The following is a 22564-nucleotide window of genomic DNA, read 5'->3' as shown; positions in this document are numbered from 1 at the left end:
CGGAAGAATGGTTGCCCTTTCGCTGGTCGAGTAGGCTCCGAGCTTGCGAGGCGCCGGACCCTTTCGCTGGTCGAGTAGGCCCCGAGCTTGCGAGGCGCCGTATCGAGACCTCGTACGCGGCAGCCTTCAGCGCGACCCGCGGAAGACCTTGATCGCGGCCCAGATCATCGGGAACTGAAGCGGCAGACGGCCGATCGCCGCGGCCCGCATCGCGAGTGGTTTGTCTTTCCACAACCGCACCATGTTGATGTTGGCGGGGTAGACGGCGATGAACAATGCTGCGGCCAGCGCCGCGGAGAAGCGCCGGGTCCGCGGGGCCAGCAGGCCTGCGCCGATTCCGATCTCGGCCGCGCCGGAGGCGTAGGTCAGCGTCCTCGGGTCGGCGGGGATTTCCTCCGGGATGATGTCGTCGAACGGCTTTGGCGCGACGAAGTGCAGTGTGCCGATCGTGATCAGCATTCCGGCCATGAGTCGGGCCAGTCGGTCGGGACTCATCGGTTCCCCCTGGGTCGTGTTGTGGTGCCGGCCGCTCGGATCTCAGAACTCGATCTTGAGGGCATCCGACGTCGGATGCGCTTGGCATCCCAGGATGTACCCGTCGGCGATGTCCTCCGGATCGAGCGCGCCGGTGTTCTCCATCTCGACCGTACCCTCGGTGAGGGTGCAGGCACACGAGCCACACTCACCCTCCTGGCACGAGTACGGCGCGTCGAGGCCTGCGGCCAGCATGATGTCGACCAACGAGCGCTTGCGCGGCCACCGGAGGTTGTGTGTCTCGCCGTCGAGCTCGACCTCGACCGTGGCGGCCTCGGCGTCCTCGGACTCCGTGACCTCCTCGAGTTCGACATCGGCGAACGGGTCCCCGGACAGCGAGTTGTACACCTCGGTGTGGACGTTGTGATGCGGAAAGCCCGCGCCCGCAAGGCCTTTGTGCACAGCGTCCATGAACGGTCCGGGGCCGCAGATGTATGCGGTGTGGTCTGCGTAGGCGCGGAACAGGGTGGCCAGGGACCGGTCGTCGGGCAGCCCCTGCAGCGATTCCAGCCAGTGGACCAGGGTCAGTCGGTCGGCGTGATCGCGTTGCAGGTCGCGTAGCTCGTCGGCGAAGATCACGTCGTCGACGCCACGGTTGGCATAGAAGAACGTGATCGGCGCGGTACCTGCATGCAGGGCGGCCTTCAGGATCGACATCACGGGCGTCACCCCGCTGCCGGCCGCGATCAGCAGGAGTGCGGTGTCGAGGTCCTTGGGGGTGAAGACGCCCGACGGCGGCAGCACCTCGATCTGCGAACCGGGGGACAGGTTGTCGCACACCCAGTTGGACCCGTAGCCGTCCGAGGTCCGCTTGACCGTCACCTTGGGCAGCCGGTCCGTCTTCGGCGACGACGCGAGGGAATAGCACCGTGCCACCGAACCGGTGCGGTCGCTGGGGATTCGAAGCGTCAGGAACTGGCCGGGCTTGTACTCGGTGAAGGAGTCGCGGTGCGCGTCGGGGACGTCGAAGACGATCGAGCGAGCGTCGGCGGTCTCGTCGATGACGTCGGTGACCGTCAGGATCACGCTCCTCGAGCCATGTGGTGTCAGCTCGGTCATCTCCCACCTCTCCGCCGCTCGAGTCCCACCGTGGTCTCGACGACATCTGTCACGCGTCACTCGGGCGTCATCGTCGCTGTTCAAGCGAAAATGAGAACACGTTCTAGTTCAGTCTACCGCAGCGCCCGCCGATCATGACAGGGCGCCGACGCCCTCCGCAAGCGTACGACTCCCGGCGATGATGAGGGTCTCCAGATCGGCGTCCGGATCGGCGAGCCACTGGTCGTACGCGGCGAGGGCGGTGCCCAGGCACATCCAGGCGATCGTCTGCGGCAGGTGGTCGTCGTCGGACAATCCGAGCCGCTGTGCACAGAACTCGGCGACCACCTGTCGCCATTCGGCATACATGAGCATCGAATGGGCCTGGAGCGCAGGAACACCGAGCAGCAGTGTCATCCGGCGACGGTGTCCGGCCAGTTCGGCCGGCGGCACCCGGTTGAACGAGATCAGGGCGCGGCGCAGCGCGTCGGCGATCGGTTCGGTCGGCGGGATGTCGGCGAGCAGCGCCCGCATCGCGTCGAGGTGACCGTCGAAGTCGCCCCACGCGATCGCATTCTTCGACGGGTAGTAGCGGAACAGGGTCCGTCGGGCGATGCCGGCCGCGTCGGCGACGTCGTCGACGCTGGTCTCCTCGAAACCGTTGGCGGTGAACAGGTCGATCGCGACCGCGCTGATCTGCGCCCGCGACGTGACCGGTCGCCGGCCTGGTTGGCCGGTCTGCGTCAGGGGAGCGGGCGCGTCGGGCGGAGTCATGTCACCTGTCCATTCGGGCAGTTTGGTGCCTGGGGCTGTTTTTCTGCACCGAGTGCCATTATAGTAGCCCGTGATCCACATCACGATCGAGAGAATTTGGAGGTTGGATCATGGCTGATCAGTCTGTCACGTCGGATCACGAGGAGCTCGTGGGCGAATCGTTGGTCGAGGAAGTGTCGATCGACGGGATGTGCGGGGTCTACTGATGTCGGTCCCGACATCGAGTCCGGTGTCCGGTGGTCGCGTCGATGCGACCGCCGGGCCCGGCCCCACCCCGGTAGATCCCGCTCCGTTCGACATCGACGCCGCGTGGGAGCTCAATCCGAAGGTGGCGTTGCGGCCGGAGCCGTTCGGTGCGCTGCTCTATCACTTCGGCACACGCAAACTGTCGTTCCTGAAGAATCTGACCGTCGTCGGGATCGTGCAGTCGCTCGCCGACCACCGGTCTGCCGATGAGGCTCTCGCCGCGGCCGGGATCGAGGCGGCCGAGCGGCCCCTCTACCTGCAGGCGCTGCGTGCACTCGCCGATTCGGGAATGATCACCCGCCGCCCGCCGGGATCATCACCCGACGCCTGACCCCGGACCGCACCCGACTCGCCACGCCCCTGAGGAGTCCAACGATGACCACCCTGGAAATGCCACCCACCGCAACTGCTTCGGTGGACACCGCGCCCGCCCCCAGTTCCCCGCCGAAGGTGGGACGGCTGGTCGATCAGTTCGAGAAAGGCCTCGATGCCCCGATCTGTTTGACGTGGGAACTGACCTACGCCTGCAATCTCGCCTGTGTGCATTGCCTGTCGTCGTCGGGTAAACGTGATCCGCGTGAGCTGTCCACCGAACAGTGCAAGGCGATCATCGACGAACTGCAACGCATGCAGGTCTTCTATGTGAACATCGGCGGTGGCGAACCCACTGTGCGCCCTGATTTCTGGGAGCTGGTGGACTACGCGACCAGCCATCAGGTGGGGGTCAAGTTCTCCACCAACGGTTTACGCATCGACAAAGAGGTCGCGGCACGGCTCGCCGCCTCGGATTACGTCGACGTGCAGATCTCCCTGGACGGCGCGACCGCCGAGGTCAACGACGCCGTCCGCGGACCGGGGTCGTTCGACATGGCCGTGCGTGCCCTGGAGAATTTGCACGAGGCCGGATTCGCCGACGCCAAGATCAGTGTCGTCATGACGCGGGAGAACGTCTCCCAGCTCGACGAGTTCAAGGCACTCGCGGATCGGTACGGCGCGACCCTGCGGATCACCCGGCTCCGGCCCTCCGGTCGTGGCGCCGACGTCTGGGACGACCTGCATCCGCTCCCCGAACAGCAGCGCGAACTCTACAACTGGCTTGTCGCCCACGGTGACAACGTGCTCACCGGTGACTCGTTCTTCCATCTGTCCGCGTTCGCCGGGACAGGTGGCGGAGGCGCGCTCCCGGGATTGAACCTGTGCGGCGCGGGTCGTGTGGTGTGCCTGATCGACCCGGTCGGCGACGTCTACGCGTGCCCGTTCGCCATCCACGAGAACTTCCTCGCCGGCAACATCACCACCGATGGTGGCTTCCAGGAGATCTGGCAGCGCTCCGACCTCTTCACCGAACTGCGGGAACCGCAGAATGCCGGCGCCTGCACCAAGTGCGCGCATTTCGACGCATGCCGCGGTGGCTGTATGGCCGCCAAGTTCTTCACCGGTCTGCCGCTCGCCGGTCCGGATCCCGAATGTGTGCAGGGTTACGGCGAGGAGCTGCTCGCCGGTGACCGCACCAAACCGACTGCCAACAAAGATCATTCGCGTGGCACCCCGCTGACGCTGATGACGCGGCGGCCGGACGGCGACCTGCTGCCCGTCGGTGCGCCCCCGTCCAAGAGCTGTGACGAGAACCCGCTGGCCGGGTTCACCCCGGACAGCCGCTGACCCGCCGAGCCGGGTCTCACTTCATCGAACAGATAGGTAGAACGATGCCGAAGAATCCGTGGGCCAGGAATCCCTGGTTCGAGACCGTGCACGAAGCGCAGCGGCGCGCCAAGAAGCGACTGCCGAAGTCGGTGTATTCGTCGCTGGTCGCCGGAACCCAGGCCGGGATCACGGTGAACGACAACACGCAGGCGTTCAACGAACTCGGATTCGCACCGCATGTCGTCGGGACCCAGCCCGACCGTGAACTGTCCACCACCGTCATGGGCCAGGAGATCTCGTTCCCGGTGATGATCAGCCCGACCGGTGTCCAGGCGGTCGATCCCGATGGTGAGGTCGCCGTGGCCCGCGCCGCAGCAGCGCGTGGAACCGCGATGGGCCTGTCCAGCTTCGCCTCTCATCCGGTGGAGGAGGTCTCGGCCGTCAACGACAAGATCTTCTTCCAGATCTATTGGCTCGGCTCGCGTGACGAGATCCTGGCCCGCGCCGAGCGGGCCAAGGCGGCCGGTGCCAAGGGGCTCATCGTGACCACCGACTGGGTGTTCAACGTGGGCCGTGACTGGGGCAGCCCGGAGATCCCGGAGAAGGTGGACTTCCCGGCGCTTCTCAAGCTCGCTCCGGAGATCGCGGTACGGCCGCGCTACGCCCTGGACTGGGTCAAGGGCGGCCGCATCAACATCCCGGATCTGACCGCGCCGAACCTCACCCCGCCCGGTGAGCCCGGTCCCACCTTCTTCGGCGCCTACGGGCAGTGGATGAACACCCCGCCGCCCACCTGGGACGACCTGAAGTGGCTGCGCGAGCAGTGGGATGGGCCCTTCATGGTCAAGGGCATCACCCGGATGGACGACGCGAGGCGTGCGGTCGACATCGGTGCGTCGGCGATCTCGGTGTCCAATCACGGCGGCAACAACCTCGACGGCACCCCGGCGACCATTCGCGTCCTCGGGCCGATCGCCGACGCGGTCGGCCACGACATCGAGGTGCTCCTCGACGGCGGCATCCGTCGCGGCAGCGACGTCACCAAGGCGCTGGCGCTCGGTGCACGTGCGGTGATGGTCGGACGCGCGTACCTGTGGGGACTGGCCGCCAACGGGCAGGCGGGTGTCGAGAACGTTCTCGATCTGCTCCGCATGGGACTCGACTCGTCGCTGATGGGTCTGGGACGCAAGAGTGTTCACGAACTTAGCCGCGACGACCTGGTCATCCCGGCAGACTTCGAGCGCTCGTTCGGCGTCGCCTGACACGACGATCCGCTGATCATCGGCCCCTCGGTCACCCGCCACCCAAAGTAGAACGTGTTACAGTTTTCTCACACGGATCACCTGTGGCGGGTGACCACGACGAGAGAACGAGGACTCTGGGGATGGGGCAGTTCGACGGCAAGGTCGTCTACATCACCGGCGTGGCGCGCGGCCAGGGACGTAACCACGCGCTGCGGTTCGCGCGCGAAGGTGCCGCGATCATCGGCATGGACATCGCAGGTCCGGTGGCCGACCACACGACCTACCCGGCCGCGACCGCTGACGACTTCGCCGAGACGATCCGTCTCGTCGAGGAGGCCGGCGGAAAGATTCTTGCGCGACAAGGGGATACGCGCGACCTGTCGTTCCAGGAACAACTCGTCGCCGATGGTGTCGAGCAGTTCGGACGACTGGACTGCGTGGTGGCCAATGCCGGACTGCTCACCTGGGGGAAGGTCTGGGAACTGACCGAGGAGCAATTCACCGACGTCGTCGACGTCAATCTGGTGGGCACGTGGAAGACGCTGCGCGCATCGATCCCGGCCATGCTCGAGGCCGGCAACGGTGGGTCGATCACGGTGATCAGTTCATCTGCCGGCCTCAAGGCGATGCCCCTGCAGGCCTCCTACTCCGCGTCGAAGTTCGGACTGCGCGGGCTCACCCAGACCGCGGCCAAGGAACTCGGACACTACCGCATCCGCGTCAACAGCTTGCACCCCTATGCGGTCGACACCCCGATGGGCGTGGCCGACACCGAAGCGCACCGGATCTTCGGCATCCCCTGGGTCGCACCGCATCTCAGCTCGATGATGAACCACCATCCGGTGGCCTCGCTGGACGAGATCTCCGACGCGGTCCTCTACCTCGCATCCGACGGCGCCAAAGCCGTCACCGGGGCCGAGTTCTCCATCGACATGGGTGCGACGAAGGTCTGAGTTTCTCGCCGACGGAACCCATTTTCGCGCCGACGGCATCTCTTTTCGCGCCGACGGCATCCTGTTTCGCGCCGACGGCATCTCTTTTCGCGCCGACGGAATCTCTTTTCACGCCGACAGAACCCCGAATTCCGCCGACAGAATCCAGAGAGTGCTGTTCGCATCCGCGTGGATGTACGGCTGGATTCTGTCGGCGAAATTCTGGGTTCTGTCGGCCGCCGTGCTGGGCACGTTGGGAGGTGGCGTGCCGCGGTGCTGGGCGCGTTGGGAGGTGGCGTGCCGCCGTGCTGGGCGCGTTGGGAGGTGGCGTGCCGCGGTGCTGGGCGCGTTGGGAGGTGACGTGCCGCCGTGCTGGGCACGTCGGCGGGGTGAGGTGCGGGCCTAATCCTGCCAGAGGGTGGCGGGATCGGTCGCGACCCGATCGGGGGCGGCGGGGGTGTCCGGCGTCGTCCGCGAGAACCGGGGTGCGACCTGCGCCTGCATCACGCCGTCGATCTCCACCAGGTTCGCTCGCGCGGCCATGTGCGGATCGGACGGTGCCTCACCGAAATCGAGGACCGGCGAGGTGCACGCGTCGGTGCCCTCGAACACCTTCGACCACTCGTCGCGAGTACGTGAGGCGAAGGTGTCGGTGAAGATCTGCTTCAGCTGCGGCCACCGCGCAATGTCGTTCTGCGCGGGCAGATCCGCGTCGGCCAGCCCCAGGCCGGTGAGCAGTTCCACATAGAACTGCGGTTCGATTGCGCCGACGGCCATGTACTTGCCGTCCGAGGTCTCGTACACCTCGTAGTACGGGGCGCCCGTGTCGAGCATGTTCACGCCCCGCTGATCGCTCCACAGGCCGGTGCCGCGGAAGGCCCACATCATCTGGCCCAGCACCGACGCGCCGTCGACCATAGCGGCGTCGACGACCTGTCCGCGGCCCGATACCTGGCGCTCCTGCAGCGCGGCGAGGACACCGACGACGAGGAACATCGAACCGCCGCCGAAGTCGCCGACGAGGTTGAGTGGCGGCACCGGGCGGTCGTCCTTGCGGCCGACGGCGTGCAGCATGCCGGTCAGGGAGATGTAGTTGATGTCGTGGCCTGCACGGTCGGCGCGCGGCCCGTCCTGACCCCACCCGGTCATACGGCCGTAGACGAGTCCGGGATTGACCTCATCGAGGTCGCCGGGGCCGAATCCCAGGCGTTCCATCACACCGGGTCGGAAACCCTCGAGGAGAACGTCAGCCTTGGCCACCAGTCCGAGGATGGTGTCCCGATCGGCCGGGTCCTTCAGATTCGCCTCGACGACACGCCGCCCCCGCAGTAGCGCGTCGGCCTTGCGGTCGGCCGCGGGCAGCGAACCGGGACGCTGGACCCGCACGACGTCGGCGCCCAGGTCGGCCAGCAGCATCGCCGCATGCGGTCCGGGTCCGATACCTGCGAACTCGACCACCCGGATTGCGCTGAGTGGTCCGCTTTTTCCGCTGCTACGTGGTGTCGTCGACGTCATGGTGTCCTCCCGATCCGTACCCGCCCCGATGTGTCGGGTCTCACGTCTGCCGTCCAGCATCCCACAACCGATCGAGCGCTCGGACAGTCGGGCCGATCATTCCCATGGATGCAGGATTCCTATCGAAGAATTGGGCCGACCCGGTTAACACGCGCCGACCGCGTCGCTAAAGTTGAACGAATGGAGCGTCGGGCCGCGTTGGGACAGATGTCGTGGCCCGAACTATCGGAACGAACCTGCACGGTGCTGGTTCCGCTGGGGGCCACCGAGCAGCACGGGCCGCACCTGCCCCTCGACACCGACGCGCGGATCGCCCAGGAGGTGGCCGGCCGCGCGGTCCACGCACTCGCCATGTTCGGTACCGGCGCATCGGGCGAACCCGACGGTTCCCGTCTCGTCGTCACCGCACCCGGCCTGAATTACGGGGCGAGCGGGGAACACGAGGGATTTCCCGGCACGATCTCACTCGGCCACGACGCCTTGCGGATGCTGCTGATCGAGTTCGGCCGCAGTGCGTGCCGATGGGCCGATCGCCTCGTCTTCGTCAACGGACACGGCGGAAACGGCCCGACCCTGGTCGAGGCGGTTCGGCGACTGCGGTACGAAGGACGCGACGTCGCATGGTTCCCGTGCGCGTTCCCGAACGCCGACGCACATGCGGGACTCACCGAAACCTCGGTACTACTGCACTTTTCGCCCGAATCGGTCGCGATGACGGCCGCCGAGTCGGGGAACACATCGCCCGTGTCGACGCTGCTGCCGACGATGCGCGCCGGGGGAGTCGCCGCGGTCAGTGACAACGGCGTGCTCGGTGATCCGACCGGCGCGAGCAGTACGCACGGGGAGCAGCTGACCGACGCCCTCGTCTCCGAACTCGTCGCCGCCGTGCGGGCGTGGGCGGTCGGGGAGAGCGGGCGGCTCGGATGACGGCGATCGACCGGGAGGCCAAGACCGTGGCGACGGTCGAGCACACGCTCCCCGACGGATTCCAGGTCCAGATCGACATGCGGTGTGCCCGCCGCCGAGACCTGCGTTACCTCGTCGGTGGATCGCCGACCCGCATGCTGCGGCTGACCGACGCCGCGCTCGGCATGACGTCCGCGGACGGGCGGATCGAGGTGTGCGATCCCGCGACCCGCAGCCTCGCACGCCGACTACTGGACAGCGGGATCGCCAATCCCCGGCCCATGTTCGGCCCCACGCCCGCAGACGTCACCATCGTGATTCCGGTGCGCGACAACCAATCCGGTGTCGATCGACTGCTGGGCGCGGTCGAGGGCGTCGAGGTGATCGTGGTGGACGACGGTTCGCGCACACCGATCCGAGTCGACCAGCGCCATCGGGTGATCCGGTTCGACGAGAACCGTGGCCCGTCGGCGGCACGGAACGCCGGCGCGTCCGCGGCGACCACCGATTTCGTCGCATTCCTCGACTCGGATGTCGTGCCGACCGCAGACTGGCTCACCATGCTTCTCGGGCACTTCTCCGATCCTGCCGTGGCGATCGTCGCCCCGCGCATCGTCGGGTTGAGCCGGGCGGAGCGTGACGCGTCCATGGTGGAGCGCTACGAAAACGGGCACTCGTCGCTCGACATGGGTCCCGAGGAATGTTCGGTGGTGCCCGGCAGTCGTGTGCCTTACGTGCCCAGTGCTGCAATGGTGGTGCGTCGCAAGGCGTTCGGTGGATTCGACGAGTCACTGCGCGTCGCCGAAGACGTGGACCTGTGCTGGCGAACCCACAAGGCGGGCTGGCGCGTGCGCTACGACCCGGTGGCGGAGGTCGCACACGACCACCGCACCGACGTGCGGTCGGTACTGCAGCGGCGACGCTTCTACGGAACCGGTGCCGCCCACCTCGCCGACCGCCACGGCGGGTTCGCCGCCCCGGTGGTGATGTCGATCCCGATGGCTCTCGCCGTCGCCGCTCTGCTGACCCGCACCCGCATCGGTCTGGCGATCGCGCTCATCATCGTGGCGAACACCGGCATGCGACTGCGTCGGCGGTTGGGCGAACTACCCGGGGCACCGCTGGTCGCGACGCAGATGACCGGTCGAGCGGTGGGCTTCGGGCTCTTGCAGGCGGCCGGCGCGATCTGCCGTCACTATTGGCCGGTTGCGGTGGTGCTGGCGCTGTTCTGGCCGCGGTTCCGCACGCTCGCCATCGAGGTCGCACTGGCCGAAGGGGTGGTGTCGTGGGCCCGCCAGGTGGTCGCGGATCCGGCCGGGGGTCCCGCCCTCGGTCCGCTCGGCTACACCGTGCTGCACCGGCTCGACGACCTCGCCTATGGAGCCGGCCTGTGGCAGGGTGCCATCGCTCACCGTGACCTCGGCGCGCTGCGTCCCGTTCTCACCACATAGCCCCGATGCGCGGGGTATTGCCGACGACGGCAGACGTCGTGATCGTCGGGGCGGGCAGTGCCGGTTGTGTCATCGCCGAACGGTTGTCCCGCGATCCGGCCCGCAGCGTGGTGCTGGTGGAACGCGGTCCGCGGGCCTGGCCGTCGGCGACGGTGCGGGATCTCGGCGGACTCCCCATCGAGAGCGGGGCCGACTACGCCGTCGACATCGAGGAGATGTCCGGTCTCGGCGTCGTCCGCGGCCGTGGCGTCGGTGGCTCCGCGGCGGTGAATGGCGGCTACTTCCTGCGCTGGCACCCCGACGACTTCGTCGGCTGGCCCGACGATTGGGGTCTCGAGGACATCGCGACCTCCTTCGACGAACTCGACGGTCCGAACGGGACGATGGGAGTGTCCGCATTCGCCGACGACGAACTCGCCGACGTCGTCGAGCATTTCGAAACCTATTGGGCCAAGGAGCTTCCCGTCCGCGCCCCGCGCGACGCGTGGCCGATCACCGGCGTCAATCGGGTCCGGTCCAACCGGGACGGGCGGTTGCGCCGAACCTCCGCGGAGGCGTATCTACGGCCCGTCGTCGACCGCCCGAACCTGTCCGTCGTCACCGACGCGGAGGTGGCGGAACTGATCGTGTCGGGCACCCGGGTGGACGGGGTCCGGATCGGCGATGAGGCGCTGTCGACCGGCGAGGTCGTGCTGAGCGCCGGAACGCTCGGGACCGCCGCGATCCTGCTGCGTTCGGACCTGGGCGCACTCGCCGGTATCCGGGAACTCCCCATTCACGAGCACCGCGAGATCCTGGTGCACTATCGGCGCCGCGACGTCGTCGCACACCGCCGCACCGCGCTGCTCCAGTCGGTGGTCCACACCGCCGACGACCTCGAAATACGGTGCTATAGCGCCGATATGGCGAACTACGTCAAAGGTCTTCCGCCGGCCGGGCCGGCGATCGGAGTGGCGGTGATGCGTCCGGGGTCGGCCGGCTCGATCCGTACCGGGCCCAGCGGGACGATCGTCGACCTCGGTTCGATGGATCCTGCGTCGGCACACAAGGCCGGGCGCGGAGTCGACGCGGTCGCGACCATGCTCGCATCGAACGACTTCGCCGACATCGTCGAACCGGGGTCGATCGCCGTCGATCCCGTGGTCCGAACGTCGCAGCATGCGTGGGGCAGCATGCCGATGGGGAAGCGAACCGATTCGCGCGGCGGCGTGGACGGCATCGCCGGGTTGCGGATCGTCGACGGCTCGATACTGCCGACCGCCGGCCGCAGCGGGCCGCACGCGACCATCATGATGGTCGCGGTGCGCATCGCCGACGAGCTCATACCTACCCGACGTCACGGGCCGTAGGCTGGCGCCATGAGTCGAAGTCTCACCGACCCGGAGATCCGTGATTTCCTCACCGAGGGAACCAAGACGGGCCATCTGGCCTTTCTCGCCGCCGACGGCAGGCCGCTGAGCGCACCCGTCTGGTTCGTCCTCGACGGCGACCGGATCGCGTTCAACACCGGGGCGACGACCGCGAAAGGCCGTGCGATCGGCCGGGATCCGCGCGTGGTGCTGACCGTCGACCTACCCGCACCGCCCTACGCATTCGTGCAGATCCAGGGCCGTGCGGTCACCGGCGACGATCTCGCCGAGGTCCGGCGGATCGCCACCGCATGCGGCGCTCGGTACATGGGAGCCGACCGGGCCGAGGAATTCGGCGAACGCAACGGCGTGCCCGGCGAACTCGTCGTCTGGATCGAGCCGACCAAGGTCATCGCCCATCTCGACGTGTCGGGCTGACCGTCACCGGCCGAGGTCCGGTACTCAGATCAGGGTCGACCAGTAGTCCCAGAACTCGACCCCGATCGCGACGATCACGATCACGTACCAGACCGGCAGCAGCACCCAGAGCCATCCCCGGACCTCGCTTGCGACACGCGAAGATCCGAGAACCCGGCCCGCACTGAGGACGAGGATGAGCGGCGTCACGACCCACACCACCATGCAGTAGGGGCACAGGGCGTGAATCGAGTACAGGCTCTGGTAGGCGAGCCAGTTGACCATCACGAACCCGGCGAGCGTGCCGACCGTCTGACCGAGCCAATACCACCGGGGCAGAGCGATTCCCGCGGTCGCGAGCACTCCGGTGACCACGATGACCGAGAACGCGGCGATGCCGATCAGCGGATTGGGAAAGCCGAAGATCGCCGCCTGGTCGGTGACCATCACCGAGCCGCACGAGAGGACCGGGTTGATGCTGCAACTCGGTGTGTAGTTCGGATCGACCAGCAGATGGAAACGCTCGACGGTGAGGGTCGCGGCTGCCAGCAGCCCGATGGCGCCGGCGAGCAACATGGCGACACCGACCGGCCGGGAGGCGGGAACGACGGACGCCCACCCCCGCGGCGCCGAGGGCTCCTCGGCGTCCTCGGGGTGAGCCGTCGTGCCGTCGCGGTGGTCGGTGGTGTCGGTCATGATGCGGTGATCTCCGGTGGCGGGCTCAGTTGGTGGCGGCGAGAACGGCGTCGCGCAGGGCCTCCGGCGTCGACAGCTGGACGTCCTCGCCGTTGATGCGCACCGTCGGGGTGGACGTCGCGCCGGCCGACTGGGTGGTGTCGGCGACCCAGTCCTCGAACTGACGGTCATCGATGCACTGGCGGACGTTGCTCGCGCCGGCCTCGGTGGCGAGGTTGTTCAGCTGGTCGTCGGTCAGTCCGGCGCCGCCTTCGGAGGGCTGCTGGGCGTAGAGCTTATCGTGGAACTGGAGCCACGTGGTGAAGTCGCCGTTCTGGGCGGTCGACTCGGCCACGCATGCCGAGGCGTTGGCGGCCCGGGTCGAGTAGTCGGTGCTCGACATGCGATCCAGGATCGCGATCGGCGTGTAGTCGACGGCCACGTTCGGATTCTCCCGCAGTTCGGCGAGCACCGGGCCGAACTGCTGCTCGAACTGTGCGCAGGCCGGGCACTGGAAGTCCTCGATCACCGTCACCACCGCGGGCGGTGTGCTACCGGCAGGGGCACCGGTCACGCGGAAGGCGTTGTCGTCGGTGGCGACCGTCACCTCCGAGGCGCTGCCGGTGCTGGATTCGTTCGACAGCACAGCCCAGAGCCCGATGCCCACGGCGATCGCGATCAACGCGACGGCTGCCCCGATACGGATGAGCATGGATCGGCGCTTCTCCGCCTTGCGGGGGTCGACGATGACCTTCTTCGAGTTCTGGGCCATGGGGTGCTGAAGCCTTCGCTGTTCGATGGACGGTTGTGCAGACCCTGGCGAACGGGCGGCCGACGTGCGGCCGCGTCGCGCAGGGACTTCCCGAAACAGGCTACTTGGTCGACCTCACAGTATCCTTAACCCGCCTCAAACATGGGATGTTAGGTTGTTTGTATGGCCGACCTCATCGTCCCGCCGGCACGCACCAGCGAGCTCGTGGTCGGACGCATGCACGAACTGATCCGCAGCGGCCAGTGGCCGGTCGGTGAGCGAATCCCGCCCGAGCCGCAATTGGTGGAACAGTTCGGAGTCGGCCGCAACACGATCCGGGAAGCGGTGCGAGCGCTCGAACACTCCGGGATGCTGGTGCCACGCCGCGGCGACGGAACCTATGTCCGCAGCGTCAACGGGCTGGCCGCGGCCATCGGGCGTTGCGTATCGGACGAAGCCCATCGGGAGCTGCTGGTGGCCCGTCGCGCGATCGAGGTGGAGGCCGCCGCCGCGGCGGCCATTCAGGTCACGGGCCGGCAGATCGAGGACCTACGTGCCCTGCTCGACCGGGCGGAACGCGCCCTGGCGTCGGGTGACACACAGTCATATGCCGACGCGGACATCGCATTTCACACCGCGGTGGTGGCCGCGTCCGGCAACGGTCTGCTGGCCGAGCTCTACGGCGGGATCGTCGAGGTCATGGTGCGGACACACCGCGCCGTCGTCGACCCGAGCGTCGCCGAGGGGACCCTTCCGCGCGGCCATCATGAACTGGTGGACGCACTGGCAGCCGGTGATGCCGATGCGGCGCGCGCGGCCGTTCGCTCCTACCTCGATGACGCTCGTCGGGGCCTCGGCGCATGACCGACGGTTCGTCGGCGCGTGACCCGCAGATCGCCGACACACGCGGTGCGATGTCGGCGCCACCGAACCGGGCGCGATCCGTCGGCACCATCGTCTCGGCACTCGGCATCATGCTGGTGGCCGCCAATCTCCGGCCCGCGGTGGTGTCGGTGGCGCCTCTCGTCGACGAGATCATGGCGGATCTCGGCTTCGGCAGTGCGCTGGCCGGGATGCTCACCGCGTTGCCTATTCTCTTCTTCGGCCTGAGCGCACCGTTCGCCCCGAAACTGGCGGCGCGGTTCGGTATCGAGCGAACGGTGTTCGGTGCGCTGATCGTGTTGATCGGGGGAATGGGTCTGCGCTTCATCCCCGATGTCGCCTGCCTGTTCGTCGGGTCGGCGGTGATCGGAGCCGCGATCGGCGTGTGCAACGTGGTGTTGCCGGCGTTGGTCAAACGTGACTTCGCGCATCGCTCGGGACTGATGACCGGCCTGTACTCGATGACCCTGTCCGGTGGCGCGGCCGTCGCAGCGGGGCTGACCGTCCCGATCGACCAGCGCCTCGGCGGCGACTGGCAGGTCACTCTCGCGTCGTGGGGATTGCTGGCGGTCCTGGCGTTGGTCGTGTGGATTCCGCAGCTGTCGACGACTCATCGGGTGGTTGCCTCCGGACCGTCGGGATCGTTGCTGCGCAACCCGATCGCCTGGGCCATCACGGTGTTCATGGGTTCGCAGTCGCTGGTGTTCTACACGTTCAGTGCGTGGCTTCCGCAATACCTGCTCGAGGACGGCCGGACGGCGGCACAGGCCGGCGCGATCCTGGCGACGGGTCAGGCGATGGCGTTGGTCGCGGGGTTGGTGGTTCCCATCGTCGCGGGGCGGTGGGCCGATCAGCGCCTGGTGACCCTCGCGGTGATCTCCCTGTGCGCCGCCGGTTTCGTCGGATTGCTCGGTACCGACCACCTCACCACGCTGTGGGTCATGCTGGTCATGTTCGGCCCCGGTGCATCGATCAGTCTCGCGTTGCTGTTCATGGTGTTGCGCAGTCCCTCGACGGCAGTCACCGGTCAGGTGTCGGGTATGGCCCAGTCGATCGGGTACGTCGTCGCGGCGGTGGGGCCCATCCTCATCGGCGGGCTGCACGACCTGTCCGGGTCATGGTCGTTCGCGATGGGTGCGCTCGGGCTGGCATTGATCCCGCAGGGGGTGGCCGCGCTGTGGGCGGCGCGCGACGTCAAGATGGTGCTCTGACCGGTCAGCTGCCCGGTCGGCCGATCCCGAAGTCGCGCAGGATGCCGGAGTACTCCTTCGCCGGCGGTGGGCGGAACTCACCCGACGCCGTCCCGGTCCGCAGACCCATCGCGGCCATCGACGTGAGCATGCCCACCCCCGCTGCCACACCGTCGACGACCGGTGCACCGATCTCGTCACCGATCCGGTGGGCGAGGTCGGCCATTCCCGCGCATCCGAGGACGATCGCGTCCGAGCCATCGGTGTGCAACGCCTCCCGGCACGCCTTCTCGAGGATCTCGGCGGTGGCCGGATTGGTCTCGAGTTCGAGTACCGGGATGTCGCAGGCATGGATACCGGCGCACCGTCCGGCGAAACCGTTGTGGTCGACCAGATCGGTTGCGCGGCCGATGGTTCGGTGCAAGGTCGTGACCACCGAGAAGCTGCGTCCCAACGGGCCGGCGAGGTGCATCGCGGCTTCGGCGATACCGAGAACGGGGGCAGCGGCGACCTCACGGGCGGCATCGAGGCCGGGATCGCCGAAGCACGCGATGAGGTAACCGTCGCAGTCGGGATTCTCGGCGATGGCGCGAAGCAGGCCGGGAACGGCGAGGGCCTCGTCGTAGTGACTCTCGATCGACGCCGGACCCATCGACGACGTGACGGCGACGATCTCGCAATCGGGACGCGCAACCGACCGAGCCGCGGTCGCGATGATGTCGGTCATCGCCGACGAGGTGTTCGGATTGATGACGCAGATGCGCATCGGCGTCTCCTCACGTCGCCTCGGTGCTCGCCGGCGGGGTACGGGCCGCCGACACTACGGTAGGAATCGATTGTTACCCGGGAATTAACGCTCCCATATATTCCGGAGAGTGCCTCGGCCGGATACAGGTTTGTTCACCCGGATACAGGGTCACACTGTTGGAACGGTTCCGGACGCGGCCCGGCCGATGCGGTGTCGCACTATGTGCAAATCCGTGCCATCCCACGTCCGGCAGGACGCCGAGGCATCGAGGTGCGGGCGCCAGATCGTGCCGACTGGTGCACGAATTCGTTCCTTCGCTGTGATGGCCACGCCGCACGGTGATATGCAGAAGAGTTGGCCCGAAACGTGACCCGCCGGCGGCTCCCGGACCGATCATCGGCCGCCCGAGTGGACGAGCGCACCCGAAAATGGCTCTCCACCAGCGGATCAGGTCTTCGCGGAGGAAGTTCGCCGACGGTCCGCAACGCGCCGGAGTGGGTCGGTTCGACGACGTTTCTGACTGGCACATCGTCACTTGGACACCGGAGTTCGGTTTGACCTAGCTTTCAGCTCATGTCACGAAGTACACCGAACTCACGGTTGGTGATCCGAAATGTGAGCGTGTTCGACGGGCTGTCCGACACCGCCACCGACGCACGCGACGTCCTCATCGAGGGCGACCGGATCGCAGCGGTGTCCCAGTCCCCGATCGGCGATGCGCCCGGCACCGACACCGTCGAGATCGATGGCGGTGGCCGGTTCCTGATGCCGGGATTGACCGACGCGCACGTCCACCTGATGGGCAACGCGAACAGCTACCTCGACTTCGTGATGGGTGCGACCGGGCTGCTCGTGGCAAACACGCTCGCAGAGGCCAAGCGCATGCTGTATCGGGGTTTCACCTCGGTCCGGGACATGGGTGGGGACACCGCGCCACTGAAGACAGTGATCGACCGGGGTGATTTCGAGGGGCCGCGCATCTTTCCGAGTCAGGCGATGATCTCCCAGACCTCCGGCCACGGTGACTTCGCGTTCGTCTACGAGACGCCATATGCGTTCGGCGGTGGGCCGAGCCGCACCGACTCGATCGGGTTCACCCGGACCGTCGACGGCGTGGAGCGGGTTCTCACGGCGGTGCGTGAGCAACTCCGCAAAGGCGCGTCGCAGATCAAGCTCACCATCGGGGGTGGGGCGGCATCGATGTACGACCCGCTGTACACCCTTCAGTTCACGCCCGACGAGATGCGTGCGGCGGTGAACGCGGCCGAGGACTACGGCACGTACGTCGCGACTCATGTGTACACGGTGCCCGGCATCCGGCGTGCGATCGAGGCCGGGGTCCGATCGATCGAGCACGGCCACCTCGCCGACGAGTCGACCGTCGCACTGATCGGCGAGAAAGGCATCTGGCTGTCGATGCAGCCGTTTGCCGAAGACGACCATCACTATCCGGATCCCGATCGGGCGGAGAAGAACCGGCAGATCTGCCACGGAACCGAGGACGTGTACTCGTGGGCCAAGAAGTACGGCGTGAAGGTGGCCTTCGGCACCGACCTGCTCCTCGAGCCGCAGTCGGCGGCGAGGCAGAGCGTCATGGCCGCGCGCATGGGTGAGTTCTACTCCAACGCCGAGTCGCTGCGGATGCTCACCTCGGGCAACGCGGAGCTCTTCGAGATGGCCGGCGATCGCAACCCGTATGGCGCCGCTCGCCTCGGTGTCGTCGCGCCCGATGCATGGGCCGACGTCCTGCTGGTGGACGGAAACCCGCTCGACGACCTGTCGGTGCTCTCGGACCCCGACACCAATCTGAAGCTGATCATCAAAGGCGGCCAGATCTTCAAGAACACCCTCTGACCGATGCGGTCGAGTTCGACCCCACTGACCATCTCTGCACGGCCGCGTCCGGATCGGGCGGCCATCACGCCCGCATGTGCCGGCGACATCGAGGAGCGACCATGACCACGACCGACGACCGGTCGGACCCGAACAGCGGCGACGGGGTGCACGACGCACCGGGGGACGGCGTCCTGCTCGTGGCCGAGGACATCGAGGTCCGTGCATCCTGGGGTCACATCTTCGGCCCGACCAGCTTGCGAGTCGCCGAAGGCGGGGTCACGGTACTGGTCGGTTCGGGTGGCCGCGGCCGAACCGCGTTGCTGCTCACCCTCGCCGGTCGGATGAAGCCCTCGTCGGGGGACCTGACCGCATTCGGCCGCACCAACGATGCGCATCACCTCTTCGCCCGCGCCGCGATCGCCGACATCGACGAGGTCGACGGCATCGAGCAGGCCATCCGGGTGCACGACGTCGTCACCGAGCAGATCCGTTGGCGTGCACCGTGGTACAAGTGGGTTCGGCAATCCCGGCAGGAGGACCTGGAGCGGATCTGCCGCCCGGTCTTCGGTGATCTGGCGTTGCCGTCGATGGACGCATTCGTCGAGGAACTCCCCGAACTGACCGCGAGCCTCTTCCGGATCGCCGTGGCCAACGTGCATCGGCCGCCGCTGCTGGTGGTGGGCGGTGTCGATCGCCTGTCCCGTATCGACAGCACGCGCATCCTCACCGAGCGCCTCGTTGCGCTCGGTGCCGAGCAGACGGTCATCACCGCCGACGTCAACGGTGTCCACCCGGGTGCCGGTGTCCGTGAGGTGATTCGCGTCGAGAACCTCACCGACAACGAGTTCGCGATGCTGGAACAACAGGAACGGATTCTCTGACATGCTTGCTGCGTTTTCGCCGGGCAGCGATTTCAAGCGTTACTACCGCGGCCGCATGCCGCGTCTGGCGCTCATCGTCATCGTGTTGATGCCGCTCATGTATGGCGCGCTGTACCTGTGGGCATTCTGGAATCCGTTCGACGCCGTCAACAAGATCCCGGTCGCCCTGGTCAATTCGGACCGCGGAGCGACCGTTCAGGGGCAGCCTCTCGACGCCGGCAAGCAGGTGGCCGACGGACTCATCTCCTCCGACCAGCTCGACCTGCACGTGGTGTCTCCGGAGGAGGCAGCCGACGGCGTCGAACACGGCACCTACTACTTCTCCATCACCCTGCCCGAGGAATTCAGCGCCGACATCGCCTCTCCGGCAAGCGGTGACGCGCGTTCGGCACAGTTGATCTTCACCTACAACGATGCGAACAACTACCTCTCGACGGTGATGGGTCAGGATGCCGCCGAACAGGTGGTCAATCAGGTCGGCGCCCAGGTGGGTGCCACGACCTTCGACATCGTGATCAACGACGTCACCGGACTGATGCCCAAACTGGAGCAGGCGAAGGCCGGGGTGGACGAGCTGAACACCGGCATGCAGCAGGCGAACACCGGCGCCGGCGAGCTCGCCACCAATCTGGTCACCGCGAAGGACGGCGCCGCCGAACTCGCCGGTGGACTCAACACCCTTGACGACGCGGTGGTGCGCGCCACCGATCCGGTGCTCGCGGCGCTGAACTCGGGTGGCGGTGGGGGGATGTCGCCCGCCGAGATGACCGCACTGGTGAACCGGCTCGGGTCGGGCACCAGCGCGGTGGCCGATCAGCTGGGCGCCGCGCAGAACACGCAGTCGCAGGCATCCCAGGCGGTGTCGTCGGTCGTCACCCAACTGCGTGCCAGCTCGGATCCGAACATCCGTCGGCTTGCCGACGTACTGGCACCGGCGCAGAGCGCGCTGAGGACGCAAGGCCTCGGACCCGAGGCGAACAACCGACTCGCCCAGATCCGGGCGGACTCCGCCGCGCTGTCCCAGCAACTCGGCAACCCGCAGAGCCCGGTGCGGATCGCCATGGGGCTGTTGCAGAACGGCGGCCTGCAGTCCGACATCGTCGCAGCGCGCGGAGCTGCGGACGAACTCAGTTCGGGCGCGACCCAATTGAGTACCGGACTGGTCGAGCTGAGCAATGGTGCCGATCAGTTGTCCTCGGGCACAGAGCAGCTCGCGGCCGGGACGAGTGAGCTCGCCGGACAGGTCGACGAAGGCGTCCGAGCGGTGCCGCACTGGTCTGCCGACCAGCGCACAGCGCTCGCCAAGACGTTGGGTCAGCCGGTGGTGCTGGAGGAGAACACGCTCAACGAGGCGAAGACGTTCGGCACCGGATTCGCCCCCTTCTTCCTCGGTCTGGCGCTGTTCGTGGGCAGCATCATCGCCTGGATGTTGTTCACGCCGTTGCAGTCCCGGCCCATCGCGCAGGGCCTCGGATCGTTGCGGGCGGTGCTGGCATCCTTCGCGCCGACGTTCTTCGTGGGTTTCCTGCAGGCGACCATCCTGTACCTGGTCGTGGTGTTCGCCGTGGGCCTCCGGCCGGCCTATCCCGTGGCGACGTTCGCGTTCATGTTGCTCATGGTCGCCGTGTTCCTCGCGATGATCCAGATGCTCAACGCCGTGTTCGGACCTGCCGTCGGCAGGGTGGTGACGCTGGCCTTCCTGATGGTCATGCTCACCTCGGCGGGAGGAATCTATCCCGTGCCCACCACGACCGCACCGTTCCAGTACATCCACTGGGTTGACCCGATGACGTACACGGTCAACGGCTTACGACAGTTGACCGTGGGCGGCGTCGACCACCGACTGTGGATCGCCGTGGCGGTGCTGTCGGTGCTGACGGTGGTGTTCCTGGCCATCTCGACCTGGGCTGCCCGCCGAAACCGGCAGTACAACATGGATCGGCTCTACCCGCCGGTCGAAGTCTAGTGGGCCGTCATGTAGCCGAACCGTCTCCCGATCCGACCTGATCCCGACACCTGACCTATGGAGGTACCAATGACCGATCGCTCGCACACGAACGCCCGTGCCACCACCAACATCGGTGACACGCTGAACCTCAACCCGGTTTTCGTGCGACCCGGAGAAGCGACCGAACTCCCGAAGTTCACCATCCCGGAGGACATGAGCCTGCCGGAGACCGCGTATCAGATCGTGCACGACGAGGCGATGCTCGACGGCAACGCAAGGCTGAACCTCGCCACCTTCGTGTCCACCTGGATGGACGACGAGGCGAACAAGCTGTACGCCGAGACGTACGACAAGAACATGATCGACAAGGACGAGTATCCGCAGACCGCGGCGATCGAGGACCGGTGCTGGAAGATCATCGCCGACCTCTGGCATGTTCCGGACGTGGACAACTCGATCGGGACGTCGACCATCGGTTCGTCGGAGGCCGCGATGCTCGGTGGTCTCGCCCTCAAGCGCCATTGGCAGGCCCGACGTAAGGCCGAGGGCAAGTCCATCGAGAAGCCGAACCTGGTGCTGTCCACCGCCGTTCAGGTGTGTTGGGAGAAGTTCCTCAACTACTTCGAGGTGGAGCCGCGCTGGGTTCCGGTGAGCGAGGAGCACATCCTGCTCGACGGCCACGACCTCGAGAGCTACGTCGACGAGAACACCATCGGCGTCGTCGCCATCATGGGTGTCACCTACAACGGTCTCTACGAACCGGTCAAGGAGATCTCGGCCAAGCTCGACGAGATCCAGGAGAAGACCGGTCTCGACGTCAAGATCCACGTCGACGGTGCGTCGGGCGCCATGATCGCGCCGTTCTGCCAGCCCGACCTGGAGTGGGACTTCCGCGTGCCGCGCGTGGTGTCCATCAACACCTCCGGGCACAAGTACGGGCTGGTGTACCCGGGCCTGGGCTGGATCATCTGGCGCGACACCGACGCGTTGCCGGAGAGCATGATCTTCCACTGCAGCTACCTCGGGGGCGACATGCCCACCCTCGCGCTGAACTTCTCCCGTCCCGGCGCGCAGGTACTGCTGCAGTACTACCAATTCCTCCGACTGGGCCGCGAGGGCTACCGGCAGGTGCAGCAGGGGTCACTGGACGTGGCGCAATACCTGTCGTCGGCGATCGCCGAGATCGGGCCGTTCGATCTGGTCAGCAAGGGAGACACCATCCCCGTGTTCGCCTGGAAGCTGAAAGCCGGCTACACCGACAAATGGACGCTGTTCGACCTCTCGGACCGGCTGCGGATGAAGGGATGGCTGGTGCCGGCCTATCCGATGGCCGACGACCTCGCGGATCTGACGCTGCAGCGGATCGTCGTTCGAGCCGGACTGAGTCGGGACCTGGCCGACGCACTGTTGCGCGACCTCGAAAGTGAGGTCGCCTTCCTCGAAAACCTCGAGGCTCCGATGCCTCGCGAGGGGACCGGTTCCCACTTCCATCACTGATCCGACATCACCACGCGCGAGATTTCGCCCTCGCGAGTCACATCGGCTCGCGGGGTCGAAACCTTCTCGCGCGGGACCCGCGTCCGCCCCACGGCCGTTACGGCAG

The 22564-nt window shown here is 67.0% G+C and carries 23 protein-coding genes; 16 read left to right on the top strand and 7 right to left on the bottom strand.

Translation table 11 applies throughout. The annotated features are described in order from the left end of the window. Window positions 1–126: 126 nt before the first annotated feature. From VZC37_RS12320 to mftR, 3 genes are all read right to left on the bottom strand, one after another. Window positions 127–495 carry a DoxX family protein gene (locus tag VZC37_RS12320; protein ID WP_330432809.1) on the bottom strand — a complete coding sequence of 123 codons (369 nt, stop codon included), beginning with the start codon at window positions 493–495 and terminating at the stop codon, window positions 127–129. Between the two features lie 42 nt (window positions 496–537). Then, window positions 538–1593: a ferredoxin--NADP reductase gene (locus VZC37_RS12315; RefSeq protein ID WP_330432808.1), complete on the bottom strand. Its 1056-nt coding sequence runs from the start codon at window positions 1591–1593 to the stop codon at window positions 538–540. Between the two features lie 132 nt (window positions 1594–1725). Continuing rightward, entirely contained in the window at window positions 1726–2346 is a 621-nt protein-coding gene (gene mftR, locus VZC37_RS12310) for a mycofactocin system transcriptional regulator MftR (protein ID WP_330432807.1), read from the bottom strand. 110 nt (window positions 2347–2456) lie between these two features. On the opposite strand from mftR, the gene mftA reads away from it, so the two are divergent. The 6 genes from mftA (at window position 2457) to VZC37_RS12280 (ending at window position 6818) form a co-directional block, all read left to right on the top strand. Further along, a complete protein-coding gene (gene mftA / locus VZC37_RS12305) occupies window positions 2457–2552 on the top strand; it encodes a mycofactocin precursor MftA (RefSeq protein ID WP_330432806.1) in 96 nt (31 codons plus the stop codon). Next, complete coding sequence (gene mftB, locus VZC37_RS12300) at window positions 2552–2923, top strand: mycofactocin biosynthesis chaperone MftB (RefSeq protein ID WP_330432805.1); 372 nt, start codon at window positions 2552–2554, stop codon at window positions 2921–2923. Before mftA ends, mftB begins: the two co-directional genes overlap by 1 nt. A gap of 44 nt (window positions 2924–2967) precedes the next feature. Then, a complete protein-coding gene (mftC, locus tag VZC37_RS12295; protein WP_330432804.1) occupies window positions 2968–4254 on the top strand; it encodes a mycofactocin radical SAM maturase in 1287 nt (428 codons plus the stop codon). Between the two features lie 44 nt (window positions 4255–4298). Further along, window positions 4299–5498: a pre-mycofactocin synthase MftD gene (gene mftD / locus VZC37_RS12290; protein WP_330432803.1), complete on the top strand. Its 1200-nt coding sequence runs from the start codon at window positions 4299–4301 to the stop codon at window positions 5496–5498. Between the two features lie 122 nt (window positions 5499–5620). Then, window positions 5621–6433: a mycofactocin-coupled SDR family oxidoreductase gene (locus VZC37_RS12285; protein WP_330432801.1), complete on the top strand. Its 813-nt coding sequence runs from the start codon at window positions 5621–5623 to the stop codon at window positions 6431–6433. After that, window positions 6417–6818 (top strand): hypothetical protein, encoded by a 402-nt coding sequence (locus VZC37_RS12280; protein WP_330432800.1) that lies wholly within the window; start codon window positions 6417–6419, stop codon window positions 6816–6818. The genes VZC37_RS12285 and VZC37_RS12280 overlap by 17 nt, the downstream gene beginning before the upstream one ends. Here the strand turns inward: VZC37_RS12280 and VZC37_RS12275 are convergent. Then, the gene (locus tag VZC37_RS12275; protein ID WP_330432799.1) at window positions 6815–7927 is read right to left on the bottom strand and encodes a CaiB/BaiF CoA transferase family protein; all 1113 of its coding nucleotides are present in this window, start codon (window positions 7925–7927) and stop codon (window positions 6815–6817) included. The two genes, VZC37_RS12280 and VZC37_RS12275, sit on opposite strands and share 4 nt — an antisense overlap. A 180-nt stretch (window positions 7928–8107) precedes the next feature. Between VZC37_RS12275 and mftE the strand changes: the two genes are divergently transcribed. Genes mftE through VZC37_RS12255 form a run of 4 tightly spaced genes read left to right on the top strand, consistent with a single transcriptional unit; the run spans window position 8108 to window position 12071 of the window. Then, window positions 8108–8854: a mycofactocin biosynthesis peptidyl-dipeptidase MftE gene (gene mftE / locus VZC37_RS12270; protein ID WP_330432798.1), complete on the top strand. Its 747-nt coding sequence runs from the start codon at window positions 8108–8110 to the stop codon at window positions 8852–8854. After that, on the top strand, window positions 8851–10284 hold the full coding sequence (mftF, locus tag VZC37_RS12265) for a mycofactocin biosynthesis glycosyltransferase MftF (protein ID WP_330432797.1): 1434 nt from the start codon (window positions 8851–8853) through the stop codon (window positions 10282–10284). The genes mftE and mftF overlap by 4 nt, the downstream gene beginning before the upstream one ends. Before the next feature lie 5 nt (window positions 10285–10289). Further along, entirely contained in the window at window positions 10290–11633 is a 1344-nt protein-coding gene (mftG, locus tag VZC37_RS12260; RefSeq protein WP_330432796.1) for a mycofactocin system GMC family oxidoreductase MftG, read from the top strand. Between the two features lie 9 nt (window positions 11634–11642). Then, window positions 11643–12071 carry a PPOX class F420-dependent oxidoreductase gene (locus tag VZC37_RS12255; RefSeq protein ID WP_330432795.1) on the top strand — a complete coding sequence of 143 codons (429 nt, stop codon included), beginning with the start codon at window positions 11643–11645 and terminating at the stop codon, window positions 12069–12071. 24 nt (window positions 12072–12095) lie between these two features. Here VZC37_RS12255 and VZC37_RS12250 read toward each other — a convergent pair whose 3' ends face one another. Together VZC37_RS12250 and VZC37_RS12245 are read right to left on the bottom strand one after the other, a co-directional pair. After that, window positions 12096–12746: a vitamin K epoxide reductase family protein gene (locus VZC37_RS12250; RefSeq protein ID WP_330432794.1), complete on the bottom strand. Its 651-nt coding sequence runs from the start codon at window positions 12744–12746 to the stop codon at window positions 12096–12098. A 25-nt stretch (window positions 12747–12771) separates the two neighbouring features. Beyond that, window positions 12772–13497: a DsbA family protein gene (locus tag VZC37_RS12245; RefSeq protein ID WP_330432793.1), complete on the bottom strand. Its 726-nt coding sequence runs from the start codon at window positions 13495–13497 to the stop codon at window positions 12772–12774. A gap of 162 nt (window positions 13498–13659) precedes the next feature. On the opposite strand from VZC37_RS12245, the gene VZC37_RS12240 reads away from it, so the two are divergent. Both VZC37_RS12240 and VZC37_RS12235 read left to right on the top strand, forming a co-directional pair. Further along, window positions 13660–14340: a FadR/GntR family transcriptional regulator gene (locus tag VZC37_RS12240; RefSeq protein WP_330432792.1), complete on the top strand. Its 681-nt coding sequence runs from the start codon at window positions 13660–13662 to the stop codon at window positions 14338–14340. 50 nt (window positions 14341–14390) lie between these two features. Next, window positions 14391–15569, top strand: coding sequence for a CynX/NimT family MFS transporter (locus VZC37_RS12235; RefSeq protein ID WP_330433135.1), 1179 nt, complete (start codon window positions 14391–14393; stop codon window positions 15567–15569). Between the two features lie 4 nt (window positions 15570–15573). Here the strand turns inward: VZC37_RS12235 and VZC37_RS12230 are convergent, their stop codons facing one another. After that, the gene (locus VZC37_RS12230) at window positions 15574–16314 is read right to left on the bottom strand and encodes an aspartate/glutamate racemase family protein (protein WP_330432791.1); all 741 of its coding nucleotides are present in this window, start codon (window positions 16312–16314) and stop codon (window positions 15574–15576) included. Between the two features lie 555 nt (window positions 16315–16869). On the opposite strand from VZC37_RS12230, the gene VZC37_RS12225 reads away from it, so the two are divergent. The 4 genes from VZC37_RS12225 to gad all read left to right on the top strand — a co-directional run bounded on the left by VZC37_RS12225 (window position 16870) and on the right by gad (window position 22458). Further along, on the top strand, window positions 16870–18150 hold the full coding sequence (locus VZC37_RS12225) for a metal-dependent hydrolase family protein (RefSeq protein ID WP_330432790.1): 1281 nt from the start codon (window positions 16870–16872) through the stop codon (window positions 18148–18150). 101 nt (window positions 18151–18251) lie between these two features. Beyond that, the gene (locus VZC37_RS12220) at window positions 18252–19013 is read left to right on the top strand and encodes an ATP-binding cassette domain-containing protein (protein WP_330432789.1); all 762 of its coding nucleotides are present in this window, start codon (window positions 18252–18254) and stop codon (window positions 19011–19013) included. Window position 19014: 1 nt separating this feature from the next. Then, window positions 19015–20979: a YhgE/Pip domain-containing protein gene (locus VZC37_RS12215; protein ID WP_330432788.1), complete on the top strand. Its 1965-nt coding sequence runs from the start codon at window positions 19015–19017 to the stop codon at window positions 20977–20979. A gap of 69 nt (window positions 20980–21048) precedes the next feature. Continuing rightward, complete coding sequence (gad, locus tag VZC37_RS12210; RefSeq protein ID WP_330432787.1) at window positions 21049–22458, top strand: glutamate decarboxylase; 1410 nt, start codon at window positions 21049–21051, stop codon at window positions 22456–22458. Window positions 22459–22564: the final 106 nt, after the last annotated feature.

The organism is Gordonia sesuvii (assembly GCF_036350415.1).
GTDB lineage: Bacteria > Actinomycetota > Actinomycetes > Mycobacteriales > Mycobacteriaceae > Gordonia > Gordonia sesuvii.
This window is presented reverse-complemented; position numbering and strand designations above follow the sequence as displayed.